The 25,216-nt window shown below is 69.8% G+C and carries 23 protein-coding genes; 13 read left to right on the forward strand and 10 right to left on the reverse strand.

Annotation, left to right across the window (positions count from 1 at the left end; genetic code table 11):
* Positions 1-56 precede the first annotated feature (56 nt).
* Positions 57-1,466, reverse strand: a complete 1,410-nt coding sequence (locus ACL03I_RS04010) for an MFS transporter (RefSeq protein ID WP_364426840.1) — start codon at positions 1,464-1,466, stop codon at positions 57-59.
* A 98-nt stretch (positions 1,467-1,564) separates the two neighbouring features.
* Between ACL03I_RS04010 and ACL03I_RS04015 the strand changes: the two genes are divergently transcribed.
* The 3 genes from ACL03I_RS04015 to recX all read left to right on the forward strand — a co-directional run bounded on the left by ACL03I_RS04015 (position 1,565) and on the right by recX (position 4,654).
* Positions 1,565-2,587 carry an Lrp/AsnC family transcriptional regulator gene (locus ACL03I_RS04015; RefSeq protein WP_412805153.1) on the forward strand — a complete coding sequence of 341 codons (1,023 nt, stop codon included), beginning with the start codon at positions 1,565-1,567 and terminating at the stop codon, positions 2,585-2,587.
* Positions 2,588-2,757: 170 nt separating this feature from the next.
* The gene (recA, locus tag ACL03I_RS04020; RefSeq protein WP_039799269.1) at positions 2,758-3,801 is read left to right on the forward strand and encodes a recombinase RecA; all 1,044 of its coding nucleotides are present in this window, start codon (positions 2,758-2,760) and stop codon (positions 3,799-3,801) included.
* Between the two features lie 196 nt (positions 3,802-3,997).
* Positions 3,998-4,654 carry a recombination regulator RecX gene (gene recX / locus ACL03I_RS04025; RefSeq protein ID WP_412805154.1) on the forward strand — a complete coding sequence of 219 codons (657 nt, stop codon included), beginning with the start codon at positions 3,998-4,000 and terminating at the stop codon, positions 4,652-4,654.
* A gap of 478 nt (positions 4,655-5,132) precedes the next feature.
* Here recX and ACL03I_RS04030 read toward each other — a convergent pair whose 3' ends face one another.
* The 7 genes from ACL03I_RS04030 to ACL03I_RS04060 form a co-directional block, all read right to left on the reverse strand.
* Positions 5,133-5,585: a GlcG/HbpS family heme-binding protein gene (locus ACL03I_RS04030; RefSeq protein ID WP_355070229.1), complete on the reverse strand. Its 453-nt coding sequence runs from the start codon at positions 5,583-5,585 to the stop codon at positions 5,133-5,135.
* Complete coding sequence (locus ACL03I_RS04035; RefSeq protein ID WP_412805155.1) at positions 5,533-6,480, reverse strand: DMT family transporter; 948 nt, start codon at positions 6,478-6,480, stop codon at positions 5,533-5,535. Before ACL03I_RS04035 ends, ACL03I_RS04030 begins: the two co-directional genes overlap by 53 nt.
* Positions 6,470-7,990 (reverse strand): flavin monoamine oxidase family protein, encoded by a 1,521-nt coding sequence (locus tag ACL03I_RS04040; protein WP_412805156.1) that lies wholly within the window; start codon positions 7,988-7,990, stop codon positions 6,470-6,472. Before ACL03I_RS04040 ends, ACL03I_RS04035 begins: the two co-directional genes overlap by 11 nt.
* 200 nt (positions 7,991-8,190) lie before the next feature.
* Positions 8,191-9,093, reverse strand: a complete 903-nt coding sequence (locus ACL03I_RS04045) for an amino acid ABC transporter permease (protein WP_356961487.1) — start codon at positions 9,091-9,093, stop codon at positions 8,191-8,193.
* Positions 9,090-9,770 (reverse strand): amino acid ABC transporter permease, encoded by a 681-nt coding sequence (locus tag ACL03I_RS04050; RefSeq protein ID WP_355070237.1) that lies wholly within the window; start codon positions 9,768-9,770, stop codon positions 9,090-9,092. The genes ACL03I_RS04045 and ACL03I_RS04050 overlap by 4 nt, the downstream gene beginning before the upstream one ends.
* Before the next feature lie 107 nt (positions 9,771-9,877).
* On the reverse strand, positions 9,878-10,714 hold the full coding sequence (locus ACL03I_RS04055; RefSeq protein WP_355070239.1) for a glutamate ABC transporter substrate-binding protein: 837 nt from the start codon (positions 10,712-10,714) through the stop codon (positions 9,878-9,880).
* Between the two features lie 51 nt (positions 10,715-10,765).
* Complete coding sequence (locus ACL03I_RS04060; RefSeq protein ID WP_355071010.1) at positions 10,766-11,494, reverse strand: amino acid ABC transporter ATP-binding protein; 729 nt, start codon at positions 11,492-11,494, stop codon at positions 10,766-10,768.
* A 259-nt stretch (positions 11,495-11,753) separates the two neighbouring features.
* Between ACL03I_RS04060 and miaB the strand changes: the two genes are divergently transcribed.
* Both miaB and ACL03I_RS04070 read left to right on the forward strand, forming a co-directional pair.
* The gene (gene miaB / locus ACL03I_RS04065; RefSeq protein WP_356961491.1) at positions 11,754-13,307 is read left to right on the forward strand and encodes a tRNA (N6-isopentenyl adenosine(37)-C2)-methylthiotransferase MiaB; all 1,554 of its coding nucleotides are present in this window, start codon (positions 11,754-11,756) and stop codon (positions 13,305-13,307) included.
* Positions 13,304-14,035 (forward strand): Rv2732c family membrane protein, encoded by a 732-nt coding sequence (locus tag ACL03I_RS04070; protein WP_412805157.1) that lies wholly within the window; start codon positions 13,304-13,306, stop codon positions 14,033-14,035. Before miaB ends, ACL03I_RS04070 begins: the two co-directional genes overlap by 4 nt.
* Before the next feature lie 73 nt (positions 14,036-14,108).
* Here ACL03I_RS04070 and ACL03I_RS04075 read toward each other — a convergent pair whose 3' ends face one another.
* The gene (locus ACL03I_RS04075) at positions 14,109-15,485 is read right to left on the reverse strand and encodes a DUF349 domain-containing protein (RefSeq protein WP_356961492.1); all 1,377 of its coding nucleotides are present in this window, start codon (positions 15,483-15,485) and stop codon (positions 14,109-14,111) included.
* A 240-nt stretch (positions 15,486-15,725) separates the two neighbouring features.
* Here ACL03I_RS04075 and ACL03I_RS04080 point away from each other — a divergent pair, with 240 nt between their 5' ends.
* The 8 genes from ACL03I_RS04080 to ACL03I_RS04115 all read left to right on the forward strand — a co-directional run bounded on the left by ACL03I_RS04080 (position 15,726) and on the right by ACL03I_RS04115 (position 24,869).
* Positions 15,726-16,490 (forward strand): class III extradiol ring-cleavage dioxygenase family protein, encoded by a 765-nt coding sequence (locus ACL03I_RS04080; protein ID WP_412805158.1) that lies wholly within the window; start codon positions 15,726-15,728, stop codon positions 16,488-16,490.
* A complete protein-coding gene (gene miaA, locus ACL03I_RS04085) occupies positions 16,487-17,419 on the forward strand; it encodes a tRNA (adenosine(37)-N6)-dimethylallyltransferase MiaA (RefSeq protein ID WP_412805159.1) in 933 nt (310 codons plus the stop codon). The genes ACL03I_RS04080 and miaA overlap by 4 nt, the downstream gene beginning before the upstream one ends.
* Complete coding sequence (locus ACL03I_RS04090) at positions 17,416-18,252, forward strand: TrmH family RNA methyltransferase (protein WP_364426073.1); 837 nt, start codon at positions 17,416-17,418, stop codon at positions 18,250-18,252. The genes miaA and ACL03I_RS04090 overlap by 4 nt, the downstream gene beginning before the upstream one ends.
* A gap of 33 nt (positions 18,253-18,285) precedes the next feature.
* Entirely contained in the window at positions 18,286-19,167 is an 882-nt protein-coding gene (gene dapF, locus ACL03I_RS04095; protein WP_355071014.1) for a diaminopimelate epimerase, read from the forward strand.
* 189 nt (positions 19,168-19,356) lie between these two features.
* Entirely contained in the window at positions 19,357-20,784 is a 1,428-nt protein-coding gene (hflX, locus tag ACL03I_RS04100; RefSeq protein WP_412805205.1) for a GTPase HflX, read from the forward strand.
* A gap of 230 nt (positions 20,785-21,014) precedes the next feature.
* The gene (locus ACL03I_RS04105) at positions 21,015-21,911 is read left to right on the forward strand and encodes a lysophospholipid acyltransferase family protein (protein WP_379251259.1); all 897 of its coding nucleotides are present in this window, start codon (positions 21,015-21,017) and stop codon (positions 21,909-21,911) included.
* A gap of 795 nt (positions 21,912-22,706) precedes the next feature.
* Positions 22,707-23,852: an acyl-CoA dehydrogenase family protein gene (locus ACL03I_RS04110; protein WP_379251257.1), complete on the forward strand. Its 1,146-nt coding sequence runs from the start codon at positions 22,707-22,709 to the stop codon at positions 23,850-23,852.
* A 114-nt stretch (positions 23,853-23,966) separates the two neighbouring features.
* Positions 23,967-24,869 (forward strand): alpha/beta hydrolase, encoded by a 903-nt coding sequence (locus tag ACL03I_RS04115; protein WP_364426068.1) that lies wholly within the window; start codon positions 23,967-23,969, stop codon positions 24,867-24,869.
* 24 nt (positions 24,870-24,893) lie between these two features.
* Here the strand turns inward: ACL03I_RS04115 and ACL03I_RS04120 are convergent, their stop codons facing one another.
* Positions 24,894-25,202 carry a hypothetical protein gene (locus ACL03I_RS04120; protein WP_355070253.1) on the reverse strand — a complete coding sequence of 103 codons (309 nt, stop codon included), beginning with the start codon at positions 25,200-25,202 and terminating at the stop codon, positions 24,894-24,896.
* Between the last annotated feature and the right edge of the window lie 14 nt (positions 25,203-25,216).

Below are 25,216 nucleotides of genomic sequence, written 5' to 3' on the forward strand. Positions count from 1 at the left end.
ACGGGAAACGGCGGCGCCCGTCCGGGACGCCGCCGTCTCTTCGTGCCGGATCGCGATCAGGCGGCGACGGCCTGCCGCTCGGCTTCGGGCGATCCGGCGTCCGCGCGCTTCCGGTGGAACAGTCCGAACGCGACCAGTCCGAATCCCATGCCCACCGCCGCCGCGATGCCGAACGCCGCGTCGAGCCCGGCGACGAAGTGCGGCGACGTCATCGGCTGCGCGGCGTCGGCCACCCCGCGGAAGACGGTGCCGAGCACCGCGACGCCGAGCGCTAGGCCCAGTTGCCGGGCAGTGTTCACCGCACCCGCGGCGGTGCCCGCTTGCTCCGGGGCGACCGCCGCCATGCCGACCGAGACCAGCGCGGGCGCGTTGACGCCGATCCCGATGCCGATCACCACGAATCCCGGGATCAGCGCGACCCAGGAGGACTCGGCGCCGACGATCATCAGCAGCCAACTGCCCAGGCCGACCACCACCAACCCCGCGCCGATGGTCCATTTCGGCGCGACATCGTGCAGCAGCCGACCGAAGGCGCCCGCCACCACGAACGCGGTCGCGGCCATCGGGAGCATCGCCAGACCCGCGTGCAGGGGCGACATGCGCAGTTGCTGTTGCAGCCACAGCGAGACCAGGGGAGTGCTCGCGAACGCGGCGAACGTCTGTCCGGACGCGCCGAACAGGGTCGCGCCGAAATCGCGGTTGCGCAGCAGTGCCAAGGGGAACATCGGTGCGGCGCCGCGCGCTTCGACCCAGCCGAAGATCGCGGTCGCGGCGGCGCCCAGCGCGAACGCCGTCACCGCGGCCGCGTCCGTCCAGCCGTGCTCGCCGCCGCGGATGACACCGTAGGTGACCGCCGTCGCCGCGGTCGCGAAGGCCAGCATGCCCGGCAGGTCCACCGCTCGGCCCACGCGCCGCTGGACGGGCGGGAACACGGTGGCGGTCAGCCCGATCGCCAGCACGGCGATGGGCAGGTTGACGAAGAAGATCCAGCGCCACGACAACGCCTCGGTGAGCACGCCGCCGAGCACCACTCCGATGCCCGCCGCCGCACCGGACACCGCGCCCCAGACGCCGAAGGCGACGCCGCGGTCACGACCGGTGTAGGTGGCGTGCAGCAGCGACAGCGTGGTGGCGAACATGGCCGCGCCGCCGACGCCTTGCAGCGCCCGCGCCGCGACGAGGGCCGCCGCGTTCTCGGCGACGCCGCACCCGAGCGACGCGATCGCGAAGACGACCAGTCCGGCCAGGTAGGCGTGCTTCGCGCCGACCCGGTCGGCGAGCGAGCCGAGCACCAGCAGCAGCGCCGCCAGCGCCAAGGCGTAGCCGTCCACCACCCACTGCAAGCCGGACAATCCGGTGTCCAGATCGGCGGCGATATCCGGCAGGGCGACGTTCACGATGGTGACGTCGATGAGCAGCATCAGCGTGCCGAGGCACGCGGCGAACAGGGGGAGCCATTTCCTCACGGGAGCCTCCACGGCGGATTCGAATGATTTCGACGCCAAGCGTGCGGCAATCGGACGGATCCCCCTAGCCACAGCGGCAATTGCGTTAGATTCCTCCTGTGCGCGACGATGACCCGAGGGAATCTTCCGATCTGGATGTCCTGGACAAACAGATCGTGCACGCGCTGGTTCACGACGCCCGGATGCCGTTCGCCCGGCTGGGCGGCGCTCTCGGCGTCTCCGAGCAGACGGTGGCGCGGCGTTATCGCGCGTTGCGGCAATGCGGCATCCTGCACGTGGCCGGACAGGTGAACGCGGCGCCGCTCGGTCACGCGCGCTGGGTGCTGCGCTTGAAATCGACACCGGACAAAGCGCTGCGGCTGGCCGAATCCCTGTCCCGGTTCCCGGATCTGAGCTGGGTGACCCTGCTGTCCACCGGCTCAGAGGTGACCTGCGTGGGCAGGCCGCGCTCGATCGAGCGGCGCGACGCGCTGCTGTTGCAGATCCTGCCGCGCGCCCCGCAAGTGCTGGCGCTGACCGCGTACGAGGTCATCCATCGTTTTCCGCTCGACGAGGAGTGGCCGCGCTATCGGCACCTGCTCACCGCCGCCCAGCTCGACGCACTCGGCCCCGCCCGGCCCCGGACCGCGGACGCGGGACCGGACGCACCGGTGCACCTTTCGGCGGCCGACGAGGCGATGCTCACGCTGCTCGGCCGGGACGGGCGCGCTCCGTACGCCCAGCTCGCGGCCGAAACCGGGTGGACAGCGCCGCGAGTCGCGCGGCGCATGGCCGAGCTGACCGCGGCGGGCGTGCTGTACTTCGACGTCGATTTCGCGATCGAACGGATGGGCTACGGCGTGCGCGGCGCGCTCTGGCTGCGCGTGCGGCCCGCCGATCTGGACGCGGTGGGGCGCGCGCTGGCGACGCACCAGGAGATCGTGTTCGTCGCCGCCACCACCGGGCCGTCCAATGTGTTCGCTTCGATCATCTGCCGCGACACCGCGGATCTCTACCGGTACGTGACCGAGCGCCTCGGCGCGCTGGACGGGATCACCGACGTGGAAGTGACGCCTTCCCTGCGCGTGCTCAAACAGGCGCAGACGCTGCTGGACACCGACCGGATCGCCCTGGTGCGCTGATCGCGCGGCGTTCGCCGGAGAGGGCGCGAGCGGTGTGCTGCGCGCCGGGCGCGTCGCTTGACTCGAACACCTGTTCGTCTAGGCTGGTCGCCAGAACTTGTCGGTGCCGCGCTCTACTGTAGGCGCCAACCACAGAACGAGACTTACCCGTCGAAAAGGGGAGCAGGACCATGGCACCACAGGCGTACGACCGGGACAAGGCGCTCGAACTCGCGCTGGCCCAGGTGGAGAAGAGCTTCGGCAAGGGCGCCGTCATGCGCCTCGGCGAGGAGGCGCGCCAGCCCATCTCGGTGATCCCCACCGGCTCGATCGCGCTCGACGTGGCGCTGGGCATCGGCGGCCTGCCGCGCGGCCGCATCGTCGAGATCTACGGCCCGGAATCCTCGGGTAAGACCACCGTGGCGCTGCACGCGGTGGCCAACGCGCAGGCCGCGGGCGGCGTGGCGGCGTTCATCGACGCCGAGCACGCGCTCGATCCGGACTACGCCCGCAAGCTGGGCGTCGACACCGACGCGCTGCTGGTCTCCCAGCCCGACACGGGTGAGCAGGCGCTGGAGATCGCCGACATGCTGGTGCGCTCCGGCGCCATCGACATCATCGTCATCGACTCGGTGGCCGCGCTGGTGCCGCGCGCCGAGATCGAGGGCGAGATGGGCGACAGCCACGTCGGTCTGCAGGCCCGCCTGATGAGTCAGGCGCTGCGCAAGATGACCAGCGCGCTGAACAATTCCGGCACCACCGCGATCTTCATCAACCAGCTGCGCGAGAAGATCGGCGTGATGTTCGGCTCGCCGGAGACCACCACCGGCGGCAAGGCGCTGAAGTTCTACGCGTCGGTGCGCCTGGACGTGCGCCGCATCGAAACGCTCAAGGACGGCAGCGACGCGGTGGGCAACCGCACCCGCGTGAAGGTCGTGAAGAACAAGGTCTCCCCGCCGTTCAAGCAGGCCGAGTTCGACATCCTCTACGGGCACGGCATCTCCAAGGAGGGCTCGCTCATCGACATGGGTGTCGAGCAGGGCTTCATCCGCAAGTCCGGCTCCTGGTACACCTACGAGGGCGATCAGCTCGGCCAGGGCAAGGAGAACGCCCGCAAGTTCCTGCTGGAGAACGTCGACGTCCGCGACGAGATCGAGAAGAAGATCAAGGAGAAGCTCGGCATCGGCGCCGACGTGACGGCCGATGCGGCCGCGGAGGTGCCCGCCGATTTCTGAGCCGACGCACAGCCGTCGCTCGCCCGGAACGGCTCCGGCCGATTCCGGGCGGCCACGGGCCGACGCGGTGCAGGAGATGCGGCGTCGGCTGGAAGAACTCTTGTCCGCTTCCGGTCCGCCAGACGGCGCCCGGTCCCGCGGACAGGACGCCGAGCTCGTCCGGAGGGCCGAAGGTGGTTCGGTTGCGCCGGACACCATGGGAACTCGGCCGGGCGCGTCCGATCCGCAGCGGGCGCGCCCGGCTGGGTCCCGTCGTGGTCCCCGGGGTGCGCGGGCGCGTATCGGCTCGCCCTCGGCCGACTCCGGTCTCACCGAAGGACCAACGGCCGATCCGGGAGCGGCCGAATCCGAAGCCGGAACGGTCGAACAGGCGAAGGAGGCGTGTCTCCGATTGCTCGCCGTTCGCGCCCGCAGCCGTGCCGAGCTGGCTCAGCGTCTGGCCGCCAAGGGGTACTCGGCCGAAGTGAGCGAACGGGCGCTCGATCGCCTCGGCGAAGTGGGTCTCGTCGACGACGCCGCCTTCGCCGAGCAATGGGTGCACTCCCGGCACACCTTCTCCGGTAAAGGCAAGCAGGCGCTCGCGCAAGAACTTCGGCGCAAGGGCGTCGCACAATCGGATGCCGTGGCCGCCCTCGACGCCATCACCACCGACGACGAGGAAACCCGCGCCGCCGAGCTGGTCCGCCGCAAATTGCGCTCTCTGCCGCGAGATCTGGACCGGGACAAGATGATTCGCCGCCTCGTCGGCATGCTCGCCCGCCGTGGCTACGGTCAGTCCACGGCGTATCGGGTGGTCAAGACCGAACTGGCCGATCAGGGGTTCGAGGGCGATCTCGACGAGACCATCGACTGAACTCGCCCATGCGGCTCCCGGCGATCGGGAGCCGTGCTCCACCAGTTCGAGGCGTTGTCGTATACCGGCGGCAGTCGAACCGCGCGAGTTGGTGGGAGTTCGTCGGCGGTACCGATCTCACCGGAATTGGCACACCGCTGCCGAAGCGATGTGCGGTCGTGCGGGGGAGCGCGCACGGTTGGCGCCGACCGGATCCGGCCCGGTGGGGGAAGCCCTATCCCGCTCACAACTGCGCTCCACGCCGGTCGGCTGTGCGGGATACGGATGGTCGGTGTGCGGCTACTGCTCGGGGTACGGCCCGGCGCAGCCGCCGTGCTAGCGAAAACGCGGGCGACTACGGCGTTTTCGATCGGTTTGCTGATTGTCGCTGCTCGGACAGCCGATCGGGGCCCGGCCCGCGGCGGTCGAGGTCTGTACCCTTCGTACCGCCGCGGCGGAGGTGCAACGCTGCGCGGGTTTCGGGTGCGGCATCGTCGGTCTACACCTCTCCTGTATCGGCGGATAGACCGGCGGCCTCGATACCCGCCACGGCGGCGCGTTCGTCCTCCAAGGAAGTCGCGGCCCCAGTCGAACCGACCGCGCCGAGAATCCCGCCCGCCGAGTCCCGGATGAAGACACCGCCGGGGACATCGAGGATGCGCCCTTCGGCGAGCGCGGCCACCGACGTGAAGAAGGTCGGCGCGGCCGCCGCGCGGCGGGCGATCTCGCGGTTGGAGACGCCGAGGCCGAGCACGCCCCAGGCCTTGGCGATCGCGATCTGTGGTCGCAGGATGCCGGAGCCGTCCTGGCGTTGTAACGCGACGAGATGGCCGCCGGGATCCAGAACCGCCACCGTGAGCGGGTCGAACCCGTGCGCGGCGCCGTAGGCCAGCGCCTCGCTAACGATGAGCGTCGCGCGTTCCAGCGTGATCGAGGTCGTGGTAACCGTCATTTCCTACTCCTGTGTCGAGTACTTTCGGATTGCGTCGGCTACAGGTCAATGCCGCGAGCACGAGCCCCGCACCGGCGACCTGCGGCCAGGTGACGCGTTCTGTGCCGGCCGCGACGGCGAACACCGCCGCCGCCACCGGCACCGCGAACATGAAGACCATCGTTTGCGCCGACCCCACCCGCCGCACGCCCCAGTGCCACGCCACGAGGCCGTAAATGGTCACGGCGAGCACGGAAAAGGCCAGCGAGACCAGGGTCGTTCCAGAAATCTCCTGCACATCGCGCGGCGGTCCCAGTGCGGACGCCGTGGGCAGCAGTATCGCGGCGCCGATCACCGAAGCCCACGCCGTCACCCGCAGGGGGCTGTGGTCGACCAGCAAGGGACGGGTGACGACCGGGTAGGCGCCCCACAGCGCGGACGCGACCAAAGCGGCCAGATCCCCGAGCGCGCGGTTCGGCGCCGCGTGGCCCGCCTCGCGGCCGAGGACGACCAGGACCACGCCTGCCATCGCCACGCACGCGCCGATCAGCACGGCGGCGCGGACGGGCTCACCGCTCAGCCGCGCGAGCAGCGCGGTCCAGAACGGCGACAAAGCGATCAGGATGGCGGACTCGGTGACCGTGGTGAGCGCCACCGCGGCGCTGAAGGCCAGCTGATACGCCACGATGCCGATCGCGGCCGACAGCGCCAGCCGCGGCCACCACCGGCGCGCGATGGCGGGCCTGCCCTCCACGGCGCACGCGAGGACCAGCAGCAGTGGCGCGGCCGCGGCGAAGCGGATCGCGTTGAAGGTCACCACGTCCAGTTCGCGCAGACCCCAGCCGGTGACCGTGTAGCTGGCGCCCCACACGGTGCTCACCGAGGCGAGCACCCAGGTCGCGCGATCAAGCCGCACGCGGCACGCTCACCTGATCCAGCACGTGGCGCACCGACTCCAGCGCCGATTGCAGCGCGCCTTGGATCCAGGCGTGCGCGACCGAGAGATGCTCGCCTGCGAAGAACACCCGCGGCGCCGGATGCGGATGCGGTGCGCCGATTTCCGCGAGGTAGCGCGCGTGCTGTCCCGGCGCCAGGTAGGCGAACGCCCCGCCGCCGATGCCGACCTGCTCGTCCCAGGCCCAGTGCACGACGTCGTCGACGACGGCGGTCAGGCCGGGATGCAGCTGTTCGAGCGAGGCGAGCACGATTCTGGTGCGGTCGCTCTCGGGCAGCGCCGCGAACCGCCGGGCGTTGTTCTCCCACAGGTAGGCCGCGGTGAGCACGGCCGGTGCGTGCGAGCGCTCGGGATCCGCCGCACTCCAGCGGGCCGACTCGGGGGCGAGCCGGGCGTTGTCGGACGGGTACCACACCTGCTGGATCGGCAGATCGGTGAAGCTGCCGCCGCCGAAGATCCCGTCGACGTGCTCCCAGTGCCGCGCACGGACGTGGACGAGGGTCTTCGTGCTGCTGGCGTAACTGATGCCGCGGATCGCCTGCCGCTGGGGCGCGGGCAGCGCGGGGGAGATGTCGATCTGATCCAGGCCGGGCGCGGGTACCGCGCAGATCACGAAGTCGACTTCGTCGGTGAACGCCGCGCCGTGCCGCTCGCCGCGCAACCGCACGCCGTCGCCGGTGACGTGCAGTTCGGTGATGCGGGTGGCCAGCCGCAGGCTGCCCGGGCGCAGCGCGTCGGTGAAACCGCGGATGAGCGCATCGGTGCCGTCCACCAGCTCCAGTTGGTCGACATTGAACAACCCGAAGTAATCCACGAGCACTTCCAGCAGCGAGGCGTGCTCGTAGTGCAGCAGCCCGCTGGCATGCCCGATCAGATCCCAGGCGTCCGGCGAGAGGCGTTGCCGGGTGAACTGCCACAGCGAGGTCGCCGCGAGCCGGTCCAGCTCCGGGTCGGCCACGTCACCGGCCAGCAGGGCCTTGCGCCGATGATCGCCGAGACCCTGCCAGGCGGCGCGCAGCAGCCGCTCGAGCACCAGTAGCGGGTCGGTGCGCTCGGCCTCGTCCAGCTGGTAGGCGGGCAGCACCTGTTCCACCTGAGACCTGCGCACCCGACGGCCCCGCAGCAGGTAGTACGCATCCGGATTCGCGTTGACGAAAGGCCTGGTGGCCAAGCCGAACTCGTCGACGTAGTGCAGCGTGCAGTGATGGTTGCCCGGGATCCGCATCGCACCGAGTTCACCGTGGGTGCCGTCCCAGAACCGCCAGGTGCGGACCCGCCCACCGGGACGTGCCGTGCGCTCATAGACGGTCACGTCCAGACCGTGGCGTTGCAGCTCGTAGGCGGCGGCCAGACCGCTCGCGCCCGCGCCGATCACCGCGACCCGTGCGGGGCCCGCGTTCCCGGGGTGGCGCAGTTCGCCGGGGAAGGAGAAGGACTCGTCGAAGAGAAGGTCGGAGGTACGGCTGGTCATCGATCAACTCCCGCAGGTATGACGCGCTGATGACCGTCCCACCGGTCGAATACCGGGGATCGGCGTATGCCTACGAGATTGACGGGACGCCGCCGAGGGCACGAGTGTTGCGCTCAGCTCGAGCACAACACTCCGGCACCCGTGCGGAATTGCCGCACGCTAACCAGTTCGCTTGCGCGGCAAGGTTTCCGCAGCCCGGCTCAGGGCTTCTGGCCGAGGTCGACGCCGGGCGCGGCATCGGTGATGACCGAGTCCGCGGCCAGGACCGCGCCGCCGCCCTTTCCGCGCTTGCGCGCCCGCAGCCGCCGTTCCAGCCTGGTCGCCACCAGCGTCAGCGCGCTGTTGAGCGCGATCATGACGATCGCGATGACGATCAGCGCCGGAATCGTGTTCTGTTCGGCCGCGCCGAGTTGCTGGCCGGAGCGCACGATTTCGACGTAGGTGATCTGGTAGCCCAGCGCCGAGTCCTTGAGCGCGACCACCATCTGTGAGACCAGCGCGGGCAGCATGGCCGTGATCGCCTGCGGCAGCAGGATCAACCGCATCAGCTGGTTCTTGCGCATGCCCAGCGCGACGGCCGCCTCGGTCTGCCCCTTCGGCAGCGAGCGGATGCCCGCGCGCACGATCTCCGCGATGACCGAGCCGTTGTAGACGGTCAGCGCCGTGACCACCGCGGCGAGCGCGAGATCCTCGGACTGGAACACGTCGTACTGGGAGTACACCGCGAACAGGAAGATCATCAGGATCAGCACGGGGATGGCGCGCGCCACCTCGACGACGGTGCCCGCGACCCAGCGCACCACGCGATGGTCCGACAGCCGCAAGACGCCGAAGATCATGCCGATGATCAGCGCGAACACGATGGACAGCAGCGCGGCGACGACGGTGCCGCGCAGACCGGGCAGCAGGTAGGTCGACCAGACCTCCGCCTCCAGGAACGGCTTCCACTTCTCCGCGGTGAACTGCCCCTTGTCGGCGAAACCGCGATAGAGCACCCAGCCCGTCGCGGCCACGGCGACCACGACCAGCAGCGAGTAGACGTTGTTGCGCAGCCTCGCCTTCGGGCCCGGCGCGTCGAACAGGACCGAAGCGCCTGCGCTCATCGGGACACCTCGTATTTCTTGGCCAGCCAGCCGAAGAACAGGCCGGTCGGCAGGGTCAGGATCACGAAGCCGAGCGCGAAGATCGCGCCGATCGCCAGCACCGCGGCCTCGGTTTCGGTCATCTCCGCCATCAGGGTCGCCGCTTCGGCGACGCCGATCGCCGAGGCGATGGTGGAGTTCTTGGTCAGCGCGATCAGCACGCTGCCCAGCGGGGCGATCACCGAGCGGAAGGCTTGCGGCAGCACGACCAGCCGCAGGTTCTGCAGGAAGCCGAATCCGAGCGAGCGGCCCGCCTCGGACTGGCCCATCGGCACGGTGTTGATGCCCGCGCGCAGCGACTCGCAGACGAAGGAGGCGGTGTAGATGCTCAGGCCGACGACCGCGAAGCGGAAGTTGTTCTGGGCCAGCGAGTTCGGGCCCTCGCCGGCGAGGCGCCAGCCCATTGTCGTGTAGAGGCCCAGCGACATGAACACGATGATCAGCGTGAGCGGAGTATTGCGGAAGATGGTGACGTAGGCGGTGCCGACCCAGCGGGCGACCGGCACGGGTGACACGCGCAGCGCCGCGACGACGGTGCCGAGGATCAGCGCGCCGACCGCGGACAGCACGGTCAGCTGGATGGTCACCCAGAAGGCTTCGAGGATTTGGCTGTCGTACCTCGAGATCAGGTCGAACACGGCGGACGCGTGCCTCCGATCGGGTCGCGATGGTCAGGGGAGGTGCGGCGGGTGGCCCGGCCCGGTCGGGGACGGGCCACCCGTGCTGAGGCGAACGGTGCGGACGCTCAGTACCGGTTCACCGTCGGCGGCTGCGGGGCCTGGTAGCCCGAGGCGCCGACGGTCGAGTCGAACGCCTTCTTCCAGGAACCGTCGGCGATCATCGCCTCGATCGCGTCGTTGATCTTGTCGCGCAGTTCCTTGTCGCCCTTCTTCGACCCGATGCCGTAGTTCTCGGTGGTGAACGGCTTGCCGACCACCTTGAACGCGCCGCTGCTCTGCGCCGCGTAACCGGCCAGGATGATGTCGTCGGTGGTCACCGCGTCCCAGGATCCGGCGCGCAGGCCCTCGAGGCAGAGCGAGTAGGTGTCGTTGGTCTGCAACTGCGTGTCGGGGAAGTTCTTCTCGATGTTCTGGGCTGGGGTGGAGCCCTTCACCGAGCAGACCTTCTTGCCCTTCAGGTTGTCCGGGCCGTTGATGTCGGTGTTGTCGGCGCGCACCAGCAGCGACTGTCCCGCGACGTAGTACGGACCGGCGAAGTCGACCTTCTCCTTGCGCTTGTCGTTGATCGAGTAGGTGGCGACGATGTAGTCGACCTGTCCGTTCTCGATCAGGGTCTCACGCTGCGGCGACGGCGCTTCCTTGAACGTGATGTCGTTCGGCTGCACACCCAGTTTCCCGGCGACGTACTTGGCCACTTCGACGTCGAAGCCGCTGTAGGACCCGTCCTTGTTCCGCAGGCCCAGACCCGGCTGGTCGAACTTGATGCCGATGGTGAGCTTGCCGTCCTTGGCGTGATCCAGGGCGGACTTGTCGCCGCCGCCGCCACACGCGGTGGCGGTCGCGGCGGCGAGTGTCAGGGCGATCGCCCCGACACCGATGCGCAGAGCGCGATTGATCCTCATCGAGTTCCTTCTCCCTATCCAGTGGGTGTGCTGGCCGCTGTGTCCGGCAGGTCAGTGGCTCAAGATCTTGCCCAGGAAATCCTTCGCTCGCTCGGACTTCGGGGCGGTGAAGAAGGTGTCCGGCGTCGCGTCCTCCACCACCTGGCCGTCGGCCATGAACAGCACCCGATTCCCCGCGCGGCGCGCGAAGCCCATCTCGTGGGTGACGACCAGCATCGTCATCCCGTCCTTGGCCAGCGACACCATGACCTCGAGCACCTCGTTGACCATCTCCGGGTCCAGCGCGGAGGTCGGCTCGTCGAACAGCATCACCTTCGGGTTCATCGCCAGCGCCCTGGCGATGGCGACGCGCTGCTGCTGGCCGCCGGACAGCTGCGCCGGGTACTTGTCGGCCTGATCGGCGATGCCGACCCGGTCGAGCAGCTCCATGGCGCGGGTCCGGGCGGCGTCCTTCTTGATCTTGCGGACCTTGACCGGCGCGAGCACGACGTTCTCGAGGATCGTCTTGTGCGCGAAAAGATTGAAGGACTGGAAGACCATGCCGACGTCGGCGCGGAGCGCGGCCAGCGCGCGGCCCTCGGCGGGCAGCGGGACACCGTCGATGGCGATGTCGCCGGAATCGATCGGCTCCAGCCGGTTGATGGTGCGACACAGCGTCGACTTGCCGGATCCCGAGGGGCCCAGCACGATGACGACCTGCCCTTTGGGGACCTCGAGGTTGATGTCCTTGAGTACGTGCAGGTCGCCGAAGTGTTTGTCCACTTTGCGCATCAAGATCATCGGTGGGCCGCTGGTGGCGGCGTTGACGGCCCCGGCAGAGGCGTCCCCGGTCGTGGCGGGCGCGGCGTCGTCGTCGGTCATGGTCATGACCTTAGGCAAAAATCGGAAATTTGCCCGACTTTCGGCGACACACCCTCTCGCCACGCCGATTCGACATGTGCGCGTAACTTCGCGGTTCCTCCGTCGTCGGCGGTGGACCGCCCCGAGCCTGCGTCGATGCCCGCGAAAGCCACCGGAGGCCGCCCCGTACCCTGGACGGGTGGATTCGATCGGACAGGCAGTGTTGTCTCCCGCGCCCGCCGAGGGCACAGCACGCAGTTACGAGGTCCGCACCTTCGGTTGCCAGATGAACGTGCACGATTCCGAACGCTTGTCGGGTTTGCTGGAGGACGCGGGCTACGTGAAGGCCGCGCCCGGCGCGACGGCCGACCTCGTCGTCTTCAACACCTGCGCGGTGCGCGAGAACGCCGACAACAAGCTCTACGGCACGCTCGGGCATCTCGCGCCGATCAAGGCGGGCCATCCGGGCATGCAGATCGCCGTGGGCGGCTGCCTGGCGCAGAAGGACCGCGACGTCGTGGTGCGCAAGGCGCCGTGGGTGGACGTGGTCTTCGGCACCCACAACATCGGTTCGCTGCCGGTGCTGCTGGAGCGGGCGCGGCACAACAGGGAAGCCCAGGTGGAGATCCTGGAGTCGCTGGAGGCGTTCCCGTCCACCCTGCCCGCCAAGCGCGAATCCGCCTACGCGGGCTGGGTTTCCATCTCGGTCGGCTGCAACAACACCTGCACCTTCTGCATCGTGCCGTCGCTGCGCGGCAAGGAGGTCGACCGCCGCCCCGGTGACGTGCTCGCCGAGGTGCGGGCGCTGGTGGATCAGGGCGTGCTCGAGGTGACGCTGCTCGGCCAGAACGTGAACTCCTACGGCGCCTCGTTCGCCGACCCGGACGAACCCCGCGACCGCGGCGCGTTCGCCAAGCTGCTGCGCGCGTGCGGACACATCGACGGCTTGGAGCGGGTCCGGTTCACCTCGCCGCACCCGGCGGAGTTCACCGACGACGTGATCGAGGCCATGGCCGAGACCCCGAACATCTGCCCGCAGCTGCACATGCCGCTGCAGTCGGGTTCGGACCGGGTGCTCAAGGCGATGCGCCGCTCCTACCGTAAGGCGCGCTACCTCGGCATCATCGACAAGGTGCGCGCCGCGATGCCGCACGCCGCGATCACCACCGACATCATCGTCGGCTTCCCCGGCGAGACCGAGGAGGATTTCCAGGAGACCCTGGACGTGGTCCGGCAGGCGCGTTTCACCAGCGCGTTCACCTTCCAGTACTCCAAGCGGCCCGGTACGCCCGCCGCCGACATGCCCGATCAGCTGCCCAAGGCCGTGGTCCAGGAGCGCTACGACCGGCTCATCGCGTTGCAGGAGGAGATCTCCTTGGCGGCCAATCGAGAGCTGGTCGGTACCGAGGTGGAATTGCTGGTAGCCGAGGGCGCGGGCAAGAAGAACGCCGCGACCGCGCGCATGAGCGGCCGCGCCCGCGACGGCAGGCTGGTGCACTTCCGCCCGGGCGGCACGGCCGAGCCGATCCGCCCCGGCGATCTGATCACGGTGGACATCACCGCCGCGGCGCCGCACCACTTGGTCGCCGATGCCGCGATCAAGACCCACCGCCGTACCCGCGCCGGTGACGCGCACGAGCGCGGCGTCACCCCGAAGACCGCGCCGATCGGCGTCGGGCTCGGACTGCCTCGCATCGGCGCACCCGCCCCGGAACCCGCGGCCGCGAGCTGCTCGACCGGCTGCGACGCATGACCGCGAGCCCGCAGGACAACGACGACGCCACCCGTGGCGCCGATGGATCTGTCCCCGCGTCCGGCGACGACCAGCGCGGCGCGTCCGCGGCCGACCGGGGGCGCGAGCCGGCGAGCCCCGACGCAGACGAACGAAACGAGGATTCCGTGAGCTCGGTCGAGAGCACCGCCGATTTCGAACAGTTCCGCGACGATCTCGACGCCGTCGAGCGCAAGATCGCCGGTGAGATCGATCCCGGCGTCCGCGCGATGGTCGTGGCGGGCTCGGTGTTCCTGCTGCTGGCCTCGCTGGTGCTGTCGCACGCCGGCGCGGCGCGCGGCTTCGACGTGCTGCTGAACACCGACGTCGCGCGGGCCGAGCACATCGGGCTGCCCTCGCGGATCTTCGTGTGGTTCGTCGTGGTGTTCGGCATCGGCTTCTCGATGCTGGCGCTGATGACCCGCCGCTGGGTGCTGGCTTGGGTCGCGGTCGCGGGCAGTGCCGTGGCGGCCGTGTTCGGCGTGCTGTCCATCTGGCACCGCCAGACGCCCGGGCTCGGCAACTATGTCGGCGCGGGCCCCGGCATCGGCCTGATCCTCGGCGCGATCGTGACCGTCGTGCTCACCTTCCACTGGATCCGGGTGGTGTGGAGCCGCACCGCACTGCACTTGGCCGCAGAGGAGCAGCGCCGCAACGCCGCCGCGGCGGCGGAGGAACGCGACCGTCGTCGGCTGATGGGCGATTCCTGACCGGCTCTTTCCACACGACAGCGGCCCATCCCAGCCGGGAGGGGCCGCTGTTCGTTTCGATCGTGCCGATATCTCAGCGGTTGCTGACGGCTCCCTCGGCGGCCTCGGCCCACTCTCGCCACTGCTTGGCCTGTTCCAGCGCCTTCTCCGCGTCGCGAGCCTTGCCTGCGGCCTGCGCCTTCGCGGCCTGCTCCTCGAACTGCGCCACGCGCTCGCGGAACTGGGCGGCGCGGGCCATCGCCTCGGGGTCGGTGCGCCGCCACTGCGCGTCGACGGCGTCGCGCACACGCTTCTCGATAGCCCGCAGCTTGCCTTCCAGTTCTTGCATGCGCTCGCGCGGAACCTTGCCGATGGCGTCCCACTTGTCCTGGAGCTCGCGCAGCGCGCCGCGGGCCGCTTCCAGGTCGGCGGACGGATCGATGTAGGCGTAGTGGTTCAGCAGTTCCTCTTTGGCGGCCGCGTTGTGCTCGAACTCGGCGTCGCGCTCGGAGACCGCGGCGTTGCGCGCGGCGAAGAAGACGTCCTGGGCGCTCTTGAAGCGCCGCCACAGCGCCTCGTCGGCCTCGCGCGGCGCGCGACCGGCGGCTTTCCACTCGGTGAGCAGATCGCGGAAGATGCCCGCGGTGGCCACCCACTCTGTGGAGCCGGACAGTTCCTCGGCCTGCACGCACAGTTCTTCCTTGCGCGCCTTCGCGGCGGCGCGTTCGCGATCCAGCTCGGCGAAGTGCGCGCCGCGGCGGCGGTTGAACGCCTCACGCGCCTTGGAGTAGCGCTTCCACAGCGCGTCGTCGACCTTGCGGTCCACGCCCCGGATGGACTTCCACTCGTCGAGGATCTCGCGCAACCGATCGCCCGCGGCCTTCCACTGGGTGGACTCGGCGGCGATCTTCTCCGCCTCGGCGGCCAGCGCCTCCTTGCGTTCGGTGTGCTCGTGCCTAGCGCGTTCCTTCTCTTCCTTGGCGTGCGCGGCGGCCTCTTCGGAGTGCTCGGCGATGGCCTGCAGGCGCCGGGCCAAGCCCTCGATGTCGCCGATGACGGCGGCGGTCGGCAGCGACTCGGCCAGCGTGACGGCGGCGGCCTTGGTCTTGCGTGCGTCCGCGCCCGCGGCCAACCTGGCCTCCAGCAGGGCGACCTCGGTGGCCAGATCGTCGAACCGGCGGCCGAAGTGGGCCAAGCCCTCCGCGGCGTCACCGGCCTGCCACGAGCCGATCTGGCGTTCACCCTCGGCGGTCTTCACCCACGCGGTGCCGTCTTCGTCGACCCGGCCCCACCGGCTCGGATCGGAGACGGTGGGCACGACGACGGGATGGGGATGCTGCTGGGCCGGGCCCGGGGCGGGTTTGACCGCGTGCGGTTTGGGCGGTTGAATCGAGCGGCCCGGTTTCGGAGCACCGGAAGAACGGGGCATCTTGCCGGGTCCGGCTTTCGCGGTTCCGTTGCTGTCGGTCATTTTTCCTCGTCCCTGCCGCGCGTCACGGCTGCCTGGTTACGCCCTAGCTCATCCCATTCAACCCGGTCCGAGCCCTTGTGACCATCGATCCATGCCTTCCCACGGAGGAATCCCGCGGATTCCAACCCCTGATGACCTGGGTTGTAGCTCCTCGAACACTATCAATCTCGGCGGTATTTACGGCAGAGACACTCGAAGCCGGCCGGTACCGGCAGTACCCGCAACGACTACGGTTACGACGTGTTCTCCGTCGCCGCCCTCGTTCCGTCGCCGCCCGTGCTGGTCCCCGAGTTGTGCGGTGGTACGGCGGACACGGCGGGAGCAGGGGATTCGGATCCGCGCGCGGTGCTGCGGTCGGCCGTGCTCGACACCGTGCGCGCCTTCGCGTCCGTGACAGGCCACTGGACGGTGATCGGCGCCGATCCCGGTGACCGCACGTTCGGTCCGGAGACCGTCGGCACGTTCCGCGGCTTCGGCGTCGACGTGCGGGTCGGCCTCTCGAGTGCCGCCGTCGCCGGAGCGCGGCAGGCCGATGCCGGGTTGCCGCTGGCCGTACTGATCGGCGGGTGGCTACGCGGGCAGGTCGCCCCTGAGGCGGTCGCCGAGGCGAGTGTCGTCGCCGCGGACGCGCCCGCGGAGCATTGCCGGGAGACCGGGACGAAGCTGCGTGCCGAGCTGGACAGCGACGGCGAGCCGCGCGGTGTGCTGGTCGTCGCCGACGGGGCGGCGACGCTGTCGGTCAAGGCGCCCGGCTACCTCGACGAACGGGCCCGCCCGGTGCAGGACCGGCTGGACGCCGCGCTGAGCACAGGTGATCGCGCCGCGTTGCGGGCACTCGACTCCGGACTGTGTGCCGAACTGGGCGTGACGGGCCGCCCGGCCTATCAGGTGCTGGCCGGGCTGTTCCGCGCCGATCCGCTGGTCGAGACGCGCTACCGGGACGCCCCGTTCGGAGTCGGCTACCACGTGAGCCTCTGGCGGACCGCGGGAGACGACGCGCCGTGACGGATTCCGGCATCACTCCGATCGCGGTCGTCGGCCCCACCGCCACCGGCAAATCCGATCTGGCTCTCGACCTGGCCGAACAACTCGGCGGCGAGATCGTGAACATCGACGCCATGCAGCTGTACCGCGGCATGGACATCGGCACCGCGAAGCTGCCCGTCGCGCAGCGCCGGGGCATCCCGCACCACCAGCTCGACGTGCTCGACGTGACCGACATCGCGTCCGTGGCCGCGTATCAGGCGGCGGCGAGCGCGGACGTCGTCGCGATCATGGGGCGCGGCCGGGTGCCCGTCATCGTGGGCGGCTCGATGATGTACGTCCAGGCGCTGTTGGACCAATGGGAGTTCCCGGCCACCGATCCGGCCGTGCGGGCGCGCTGGGAGGCGGTGCTCGCCGAGCGGGGCGTCGCGGCCGTACACGCGGCGCTGCGCGCGGCCGATCCGGTGGCCGCTGCCACCATCCTGCCCACCGACGGGCGCCGTATGGTGCGTGCGCTCGAGGTCGTGGAACTCACCGGACAGCCGTTCGCCGCGTCGGCGCCGACCATCGGGCAGCCGCGCTGGGGCACGATCGTCATCGGCGTCGACCGGGAGACCGCGGCCTTGGACGCGCGCATCGAGCGGCGCACCGCCGCGATGTTCGAAGGCGGGCTGGTCGAGGAGGTACGCGGCCTGATCGAGTGCGGCCTGCGCGAGGGCGTCACGGCCCGGCGGGCCATCGGCTACGCACAAGTCCTGGCCTATTTGGACAACGAATACGACCTGAACCATGCTCAGGAACGCACCCTGATCGGCACGCGGCGCTACGTGCGCAGGCAACGCTCCTGGTTCCGGCGCGATCCCCGGGTGCGGTGGGTGGACGGCGCCGCCCCTGATCCGGCCGCGACGGCGCTGGCCCTGCTCGATGAGAAAGAACGGACTCCGCAGTGACCCGACGTGTGAGCACGCGCAACGCCTCCGTCCAGGTGTGGCAGGCCTACCTCAACAACCGCACCAAGCGTCATCGCGACGGCCGTTTCCTGGTGCAGGGCGTGCGTCCGATCACGCAGGCCATGGCCAACGACTGGCCGCTGGAGACGCTGCTGTACCGGCTCGGCGGCCCCGAGCTGTCCAGCTGGGCGCGCGAAGTGCTGGACACCAGCGGAGTGCCACAGGTCGGCCTGGTGCCCGAGCTGATGGCCGAACTCGGCGAAAAGGCCGCCGGGATACCGGAACTGGTGGCGGTCGCGGAGTCGCGGCAGCCCGAACTGGAGGCCTTCGAGCCGGGTGAGCCGGGGGAGGACGCGCCGGTGGTCGTGGTGTTCGACCGGCCCAACTCGCCGGGCAACCTGGGCACGCTGATCCGCTCGGCCGACGCGTTCGGCGCCAGCGGCGTCATCGTCACCGGACACGGCGCCGACCAGTACGACCCGCAGGCGGTGCGCGCCTCGACCGGTTCGCTGTTCGCCGTGCCGGTGATCCGCGCCGCCGGGCCCGCTCAGGTGCTGGAGTTCCGCAACCGGCAGATCCGCCGCGGCATCCCGACCCGCATCGTTGGCACCGACGAGCACGGCAGCCACGCCGCCTACGACTACGACTTCACCGACGCGACCATCCTCGTCATCGGCAACGAGACCAGCGGTATGAGCGCCGCGTGGGAGGCGGCCTGCGACGACATGGTGCACATCCCGATGGGTGGGACGGCCAGCTCGCTGGGGGCGCCCTCGGCGGCCGCGGTGGCGCTCTACGAAATTTCCCGGCAGCGCCGGACGTTTGCCAAATGACGACGAGACAGGGAGACATCGCACGTGCCGGATATCGAGTTCACCAAGGGTCACGGCACCCAGAACGATTTCGTGGTGCTGCCCGACCCGCAGGCCGGCCTCGCGCTGACGGCCGAGCAGGTCGGCGCGCTGTGTGATCGCAGGCGCGGGCTCGGCGCGGATGGCGTGTTGCGGGTCGCGCGGGCCGGTGCGTTGCAGGCCGCCGGTGTGCTGGCGGAGCTTCCGGAGGACGTGGGCGCCGACGACTGGTTCATGGATTACCGCAACGCCGACGGCTCGATCGCGGAGATGTGCGGCAACGGCGTGCGCGTATTCGCGCATTACCTGCACGCGGCGGGATTGGAAACCCGCGACAGCTTCGTGGTCGGCAGCCGCGCCGGGGCGCGCCCGGTCACCGTGCATGCCGGGAACTCGGTCACCGGGGACGTCACCGTCGGCATGGGCCGGGTGCGCGAACTCGGCCCGTCCACCGCGACCATCGCGGGCTGGGCGCTGCCCGGGATCGGCATCGATGTCGGCAATCCGCATTTGGCCTGCGTCGATCCGGGCATGTCCGTGGACGCGCTCGGCAAGCTCGACCTGACCGTGCCGCCCGGCTTCGATCCGGACCTGTTCCCACACGGGGTGAACGTCGAGATCGTCACGGCGCTGGACGCCGAGAGGTCGGTCGACATGCGGGTCTACGAGCGCGGTGTGGGCGAAACCCGTTCCTGCGGAACGGGAACCGTCGCCGCGGCCGCCGCGGCGCTGGCCGCCGACGGCTTCCGGATCGGCGCCGACTCCGGTCGGGTGACGGTCCGGGTGCCCGGCGGCGAACTGACCGTCGGGCTCGAGCGCGGGTCGGCATGGCTGCGCGGGCCGTCGGTTTTGCTGGCCTCGGGTCGCCTCGCCGGGGCCTGGTGGGACGGTCGGTAGCGGCATCGCCCCGATAACCGGGTGCGTGCTGCGGTGATGTCGTGGCAGCATGGATGGTGTATGAGGAAGTCAGAGACGTATGAATTCACTCCGGCGGACGCGAACGATCGCGCCGCCGATGCGGCCGACGACGCGGTGTCCGGCGAAGACGCGGTGACCGGCGACGTCGTCGCCGAGCACCGGGCACGGATGCGGCGATCGGGTTGGTCGGCCGATCCGACCACCGGTGAACTGCAGTTGGAGGACCGCAGTTCGCTGCGCCGTGTGGCGGGCCTGTCCACCGAGCTCACCGACATCACCGAGGTCGAGTACCGGCAGCTGCGCCTGGAGCGCGTCGTGCTGGTCGGGGTCTGGACCACGGGGACCGCCACGCAGGCCGAGGCCAGCATGGCAGAACTCGCCGCGCTCGCCGAGACTGCGGGCTCCGAGGTGCTGGAAGCGTTGATCCAGCGCCGCGACCGGCCGGATCCGGCCACCTACATCGGCTCCGGCAAGGCCGACGAGCTGCGCTCCGTGGTGCTGGAGACCGGCGCGGACACCGTCATCTGTGACGGCGAGCTGACCCCCGCTCAGCTCACTGCCCTGGAGAAGGTGGTCAAGGTCAAGGTGGTCGACCGGACCGCGTTGATTTTGGACATCTTCGCTCAGCACGCCACTTCCCGGGAGGGCAAGGCGCAGGTCTCGCTGGCCCAGATGGAGTACATGCTGCCCCGGCTGCGCGGCTGGGGTGAGTCGATGTCCCGGCAGGCCGGTGGCCGCGCCGGTAGCAACGGCGGCGTGGGTCTGCGCGGCCCCGGTGAGACCAAGATCGAGACCGATCGTCGTCGCATCCGTGAGCGGATGGCCAAACTGCGCCGGGAGATCCGCGAGATGAAGACCGCGCGCGACACCATGCGGTCGCGCCGCACGTCCAGTGGCGTCCCGTCCGTCGCGATCGTCGGCTACACCAACGCGGGCAAGTCGAGCCTGATGAACAAGCTCACCGGCTCCGGCGTGCTGGTCCAGGACGCCCTGTTCGCCACCCTCGATCCGACCACCCGCCGGGCCGAACTGGACGACGGGCGCGAGGTCGTCTTCACCGACACCGTCGGCTTCGTGCGGCACCTGCCGACCCAGCTGGTCGAGGCCTTCCGCTCCACCTTGGAGGAGGTGACCGGCGCCGACCTGCTGGTGCACGTGGTGGACGGCTCCGACGCGCTGCCCGCCGAGCAGATCAAGGCGGTCCGCGAGGTGATCACGGACGTGATCAAGGAATCCGGTACACCCGCCCCGCCCGAACTGCTGGTGGTGAACAAGACCGACGCGATGGGGCCGACCGAGCTCACCAACCTGCGTGCGCTGCTGCCCGACGCGTCGTTCGTGTCGGCGCGCAGCGGCCGCGGGATCGATGGGCTGCGCGAGCGGCTCGCCGAGCTGCTCGGGGACTTGGACGTGGAGATCAGCGTGCTGCTGCCGTACACGCGCGGTGACCTGCTCGCCCGCATCCACGCCGATGGCCGCATCCTCGGTTCGGATCACGAAGAGGGCGGAACCCGCGTCCACGCGCGCGTCCCGCATGCTCTCGCCGCCGCCTTGTCGGAGTACGCGCACGCGGGCACGGCCGGTACGCAGGATTAGGTCGAGCATCTCACTTCCTGAGATGTGACGCTGTCTTTCCGCGCGCTGGTTCGCGGCGTATCCGTGCTCGTGGACCGCCGCTGAAGTGCGAGTTCGCGGCAGGCTTGCCGGGACGGCGAACGAGCTGGTCGATCGACCGGATCGGGCGTGTCGCGATGCGACGCGCACATCCGGTGCGACGCAGTCGATTTCGTTGCGCTATCGTCATCGAATCGACACCAGGAGGGTTCATGTCGGACGCCCGCTCCGATTCCCGCACCCGGCGCTCCGGCGCCGCGAACAGCGCCGATCCGGCGCTCAGCGACGGTGCGCCGCTGTCGGTTTCGCTGACCGACACCGATCTGCGGGTGATCGACACCCTGCTCGCGCCGCTGCGCGCGTGGACCAGCCCGCGCTTCTACGGCTTGGAGAACATCCCGGCCGACGGCCCGGTGCTGCTGGTCGGTAACCACAACCTGCTGGGCGGCATCGACGCCCCCATGCTGCTGCCCGAGGTGCTGCGCCGCCGCGGCCGCTTGATCCGCGGTCTCGCCGAGAACGTGCTGATCAACGTTCCCGGTGTCCGGCACCTGCTGCACCACTACGGCGCGGTGCGCGGCACTCGGTCCAACTGCCTGGCCCTGCTCCGGCGCGGCGAGGCCGTGATGGTGTTCCCTGGCGGTGGCCGGGAGGCGGTCCGCCGCAAGAACGAGAAGTACCTGCTGAAGTGGGAGGGGCGCAGCGGTTTCGCCCGCATGGCGATCGAGGCGGGCGCGCCCATCGTCCCGGTCGCGATGATCGGCGTCGACGACGCCTACGACATCCTGGTCGACGGCGACCATCCGATCCTGCGCCCCCTGCGCTGGACCGTGGAAGCGCTCGGGCTCAGCCGCGACCTCACCCCGCCGCTCATCCGCGGCGTCGGTCCCACCGTCATCCCGCGTCCGGAGCGCTTCTACTTCTCCGCCGGTGCGCCCATCGACCCGGCGCCGTGGCGCAACGCGGGCGACATGCACGCCGCCGCCACGGAATTCCGTGACGTAGTGCGCAAAGCGCTGGAGGAGGAGATGAACTTCCTCTTCGCCGAACGGGCGCGCGACGAAGGGCGCACCTTGGTGGGCCGCTTGCGCGGTTGGCTGACGCGCTGAGGGCTGCGGCGATCCGCGCGACGGTCGACTGTTCATCGTCCGGCTGTTCGGCGTCGGCGTCGGTGCTGCGAGCGCGGCACGTCACGTAGGGCGATTCGTCGCAGAGCTCACGGCTCGACCGTTCCCACGCCCGATCGGCACTTCAGCCGCGGAGCTTCCCGGCCGGACGCACCACCATCGCGACCTGGAGCTTGCGCGGCGGCGGCGGTCGGCGGGCCGAGTCGTCGGAACAGGTCGAGTGACGGCCGGTTCTCGAGCGCGCCGCGAGCTGGGTTGGACCGGCGGAGGGTCCGGCCGACTGTCATGTCCGAGGCCGGACACCTCGCGCACCACTGGGATGGCTGGGGCTCGCCTGGCCGAACGGCTCGCAGTCACTCCGGTCATCCGCGCCGACACCACCGGGCCGTCGACGGATCCGACCTCGCGCGCCGGGTGGCGACCGCGGCGGTCGTTGTCATCGGCGAGCGGTGTCTGCGCCTGTCGGCATTTCGCCTGAGTCTGCTCAGTCGGTGTCCGTGGTCGCGCAGTCCGTCGTCTTGATCGACAACTGAAGCGCGTGCCGGTCAGTGGCAGGCCGGCCTCGTTCTGCGGCGTCCCGCCCCAGGGTGGCGATCAATCGTCCCAAGCCTTCGATCGTTTGCCGGGAATCTCGTCCGCTTATCTCGACCCGATCCGCCGCTCCTGGTGAGACCATGGTTCCGGCCCCAGAAGTGAACAGGGATTCTCGCCCCGGGTACGGTATGGGGCAACGACTGGTCGGTGTGGACCGGCCGGTGTGGTCACTAGGAGGTTGGCGTGGAACGCACACTGTTCGAACCCGAGCACGAACTGTTCCGGGAGTCGTTCCGCAAGTTTCTCGATCAGCACGTCGCGCCGAATCACGCGAAGTGGGAGGAGCAGGGCATCGTCGACCGGGCGGTCTGGCTCGAGGCGGGCAAGCAGGGCTTCCTCGGCATGGCCATGCCGGAGCAGTACGGCGGCGGCGGGGTGAAGGACTTCCGCTACAACGCCATCGTCTCGGAGGAGTCGGTGCGCGGCCAGTACTCCGGCCTCGGCTTCTCGCTGCACAACGATGTGATCGCGCCTTATCTGCTCGAGCTGGCCAACGAGGAGCAGAAGCAGCGCTGGTTGCCCGGCTTCTGCGCGGGCGAGATCATCACCGCGATCGCGATGACCGAACCGGGCACCGGTTCGGACCTGCAGGGCATCAAGACCCGCGCCGTGCGCGACGGGGACGACTGGATCCTCAACGGCGCCAAGACCTTCATCACCAACGGCATCAACTCCGACATCGTGATCGTGGTGGCGCAGACCGACCCCGAGAAGGGGGCCATGGGCTTCAGCCTGTTCGTGGTCGAGCGCGGCATGCCCGGCTTCGAGCGCGGCCGCAACCTGGACAAGCTCGGCCTCAAGGCCCAGGACACCGCCGAGCTGAGCTTCACCGACGTGCGCGTGCCCGGCAAGAACCTGCTCGGCACCGAGGGGATGGGCTTCATCCACCTCATGCACAACCTGCCGCAGGAACGTCTGTCGATCGCCGTCATGGCGGCGGCCGCGATGGAGTCCTGCCTGGACATGACCGTGCAATACGTCCGCGACCGCAAGGCGTTCGGCAAGCCGATCGGCGCGCTGCAGAACACCCGCTTCGTGCTCGCCGAACTGGCCACCAAGACCACCGCGGTGCGCCTGATGGTCGACAAGTTCATCGAACTGCTCAACGAGGGCAAGCTGACCGCGGAGGACGCGGCGATGGCCAAGTGGTGGAGCACCGAGGAGCAGCTCGACCTGATCAACCGCTGCCTGCAACTGCACGGCGGATACGGGTACATGAAGGAATACCCGATCGCCAAGGCCTACATGGACGCCCGCATCCAGACCATCTACGGCGGCACCACCGAGATCATGAAAGAGATCATCGGACGCAGCCTGAAGCTGTCCTGACGGCGCGAATTCCGGCTCGGGCCGACGGCTGCCGCCGGCCCGGGTGCGGCACAATCGCCTTCCGAGGTGATGGCGAACTCGCCGTTCGCCGGTCGCCGGAGTGGAGGAGATGCGATGCCGAGTCTGGCCAACCAGGTGGTGCGCGGGTACCTGAAGGCGACGCGGGCCAATCGCGTGTTCATCGATGCCGAGTCCGCGCGCAAGCGGGTTCTCGATCGGAGCGTGCGGCCGCGCAACTACGGTCCGCCGCGCCGGCTGCGCGCGGATGTGACGATCACGGTGGAGCGTCGCGGCGGCTGGCCGGTTTACACCCTCACTCCGCGCGGGCGCACGCCACGAGGGAACGTTGTGTACGCACACGGCGGCGGCTGGGTGCACGAGATCGCGCCGCAGCACTGGGCGCTGTGCGCGGCGGTCACCGCGGAAGCCGGTGCGGCGGTGACGGTCCCGATCTACCCGCTGATTCCGTTCGGGACGGCAGGTCAGGTCGTCGCGGGCTTCGTGGAGCTGGCGCTCGCCAACCGGGAGACCTACGGAAATGTATGCGTGGCAGGGGATTCCGCCGGAGGGCAGATCGCACTGTCGGCCGCGGTGGCCCTGCGGGACGAGCACGACGTGCGGCTGCCCGGCACCGTGCTCATCGCCCCCGCGCTCGATCTGTCGCTGACCAATCCGGAAATCGAGGTCGTGCAGCCACGGGACCCGTGGCTGGGCGTCGCGGGATCGCGGGTGTTCATCGAACACTGGCGCGGCGATCTCGAGCTCGCCGACCCGCGCGTCAGCCCACTGGCCGCCGACCCGCGCGGACTCGGCCCGCTGACGGTCTTCTGCGGCACCGATGACATCCTGTGGCCGGACACCCTCCTGCTGGTCGAGGCGGCGCGCGGCGCCGGGGTCGTGGTGGACTACCACGAGGCTCCCGGCCTGCCCCATGTCTATCCGCTGACCCCGACCCCGGAAGGGCGTGCCGCGCGTCGGGTCGTCATCGAGAGTCTGCGTAGCGCGCTCGCCAGTTGAACGACGGTGTGGTGCCGAATCGCGTTATCGCCGCCCGGTTCGCGTGCGAGCGCGGATGACGCGGGACAAGGGCAGGGCCTCGCCGCCGACGGGGCTGTCCAGGGCTGCGAGCGGCGGATTCGTCGTGGGCACCGTGGCGGTGTCGTAGGTCCATGACCTGCCCACGTCGAACCACGGGATCGCACCGGAGAAGACGGACACGGCGGCCGAGTAGCGGCGCGCAACGATCGATGGGCGTGGGTCCCCTGCCGGGAGTCGAACGGAATCGACCGCGACGTGCTCGATCGGACGTGTGGTGCGGACCTCGATTCCGATCATCACCAGTCGTGGCACGGCGTCGAACCCTA

This window comes from Nocardia sichangensis (genome assembly GCF_047200615.1).
Lineage (GTDB): Bacteria > Actinomycetota > Actinomycetes > Mycobacteriales > Mycobacteriaceae > Nocardia > Nocardia sichangensis.

Coding starts and splice junctions, on each gene's coding strand:
- ACL03I_RS04040 (WP_412805156.1), bottom strand. CDS start 7,990: ATGACCAGCCGTACCTCCGACCTTCTCTTCGACGAGTCCTTCTCCTTC.
- ACL03I_RS04075 (WP_356961492.1), bottom strand. CDS start 15,485: ATGACCGACAGCAACGGAACCGCGAAAGCCGGACCCGGCAAGATGCCC.
- ACL03I_RS04030 (WP_355070229.1), bottom strand. CDS start 5,585: ATGACGGTTACCACGACCTCGATCACGCTGGAACGCGCGACGCTCATC.
- ACL03I_RS04060 (WP_355071010.1), bottom strand. CDS start 11,494: ATGATCTTGATGCGCAAAGTGGACAAACACTTCGGCGACCTGCACGTA.
- hflX (WP_412805205.1), top strand. CDS start 19,357: ATGCGGCGATCGGGTTGGTCGGCCGATCCGACCACCGGTGAACTGCAG.
- ACL03I_RS04045 (WP_356961487.1), bottom strand. CDS start 9,093: ATGAGCGCAGGCGCTTCGGTCCTGTTCGACGCGCCGGGCCCGAAGGCG.
- recA (WP_039799269.1), top strand. CDS start 2,758: ATGGCACCACAGGCGTACGACCGGGACAAGGCGCTCGAACTCGCGCTG.
- recX (WP_412805154.1), top strand. CDS start 3,998: ATGGGAACTCGGCCGGGCGCGTCCGATCCGCAGCGGGCGCGCCCGGCT.
- ACL03I_RS04105 (WP_379251259.1), top strand. CDS start 21,015: ATGTCGGACGCCCGCTCCGATTCCCGCACCCGGCGCTCCGGCGCCGCG.
- ACL03I_RS04055 (WP_355070239.1), bottom strand. CDS start 10,714: ATGAGGATCAATCGCGCTCTGCGCATCGGTGTCGGGGCGATCGCCCTG.
- ACL03I_RS04070 (WP_412805157.1), top strand. CDS start 13,304: ATGACCGCGAGCCCGCAGGACAACGACGACGCCACCCGTGGCGCCGAT.
- ACL03I_RS04115 (WP_364426068.1), top strand. CDS start 23,967: ATGCCGAGTCTGGCCAACCAGGTGGTGCGCGGGTACCTGAAGGCGACG.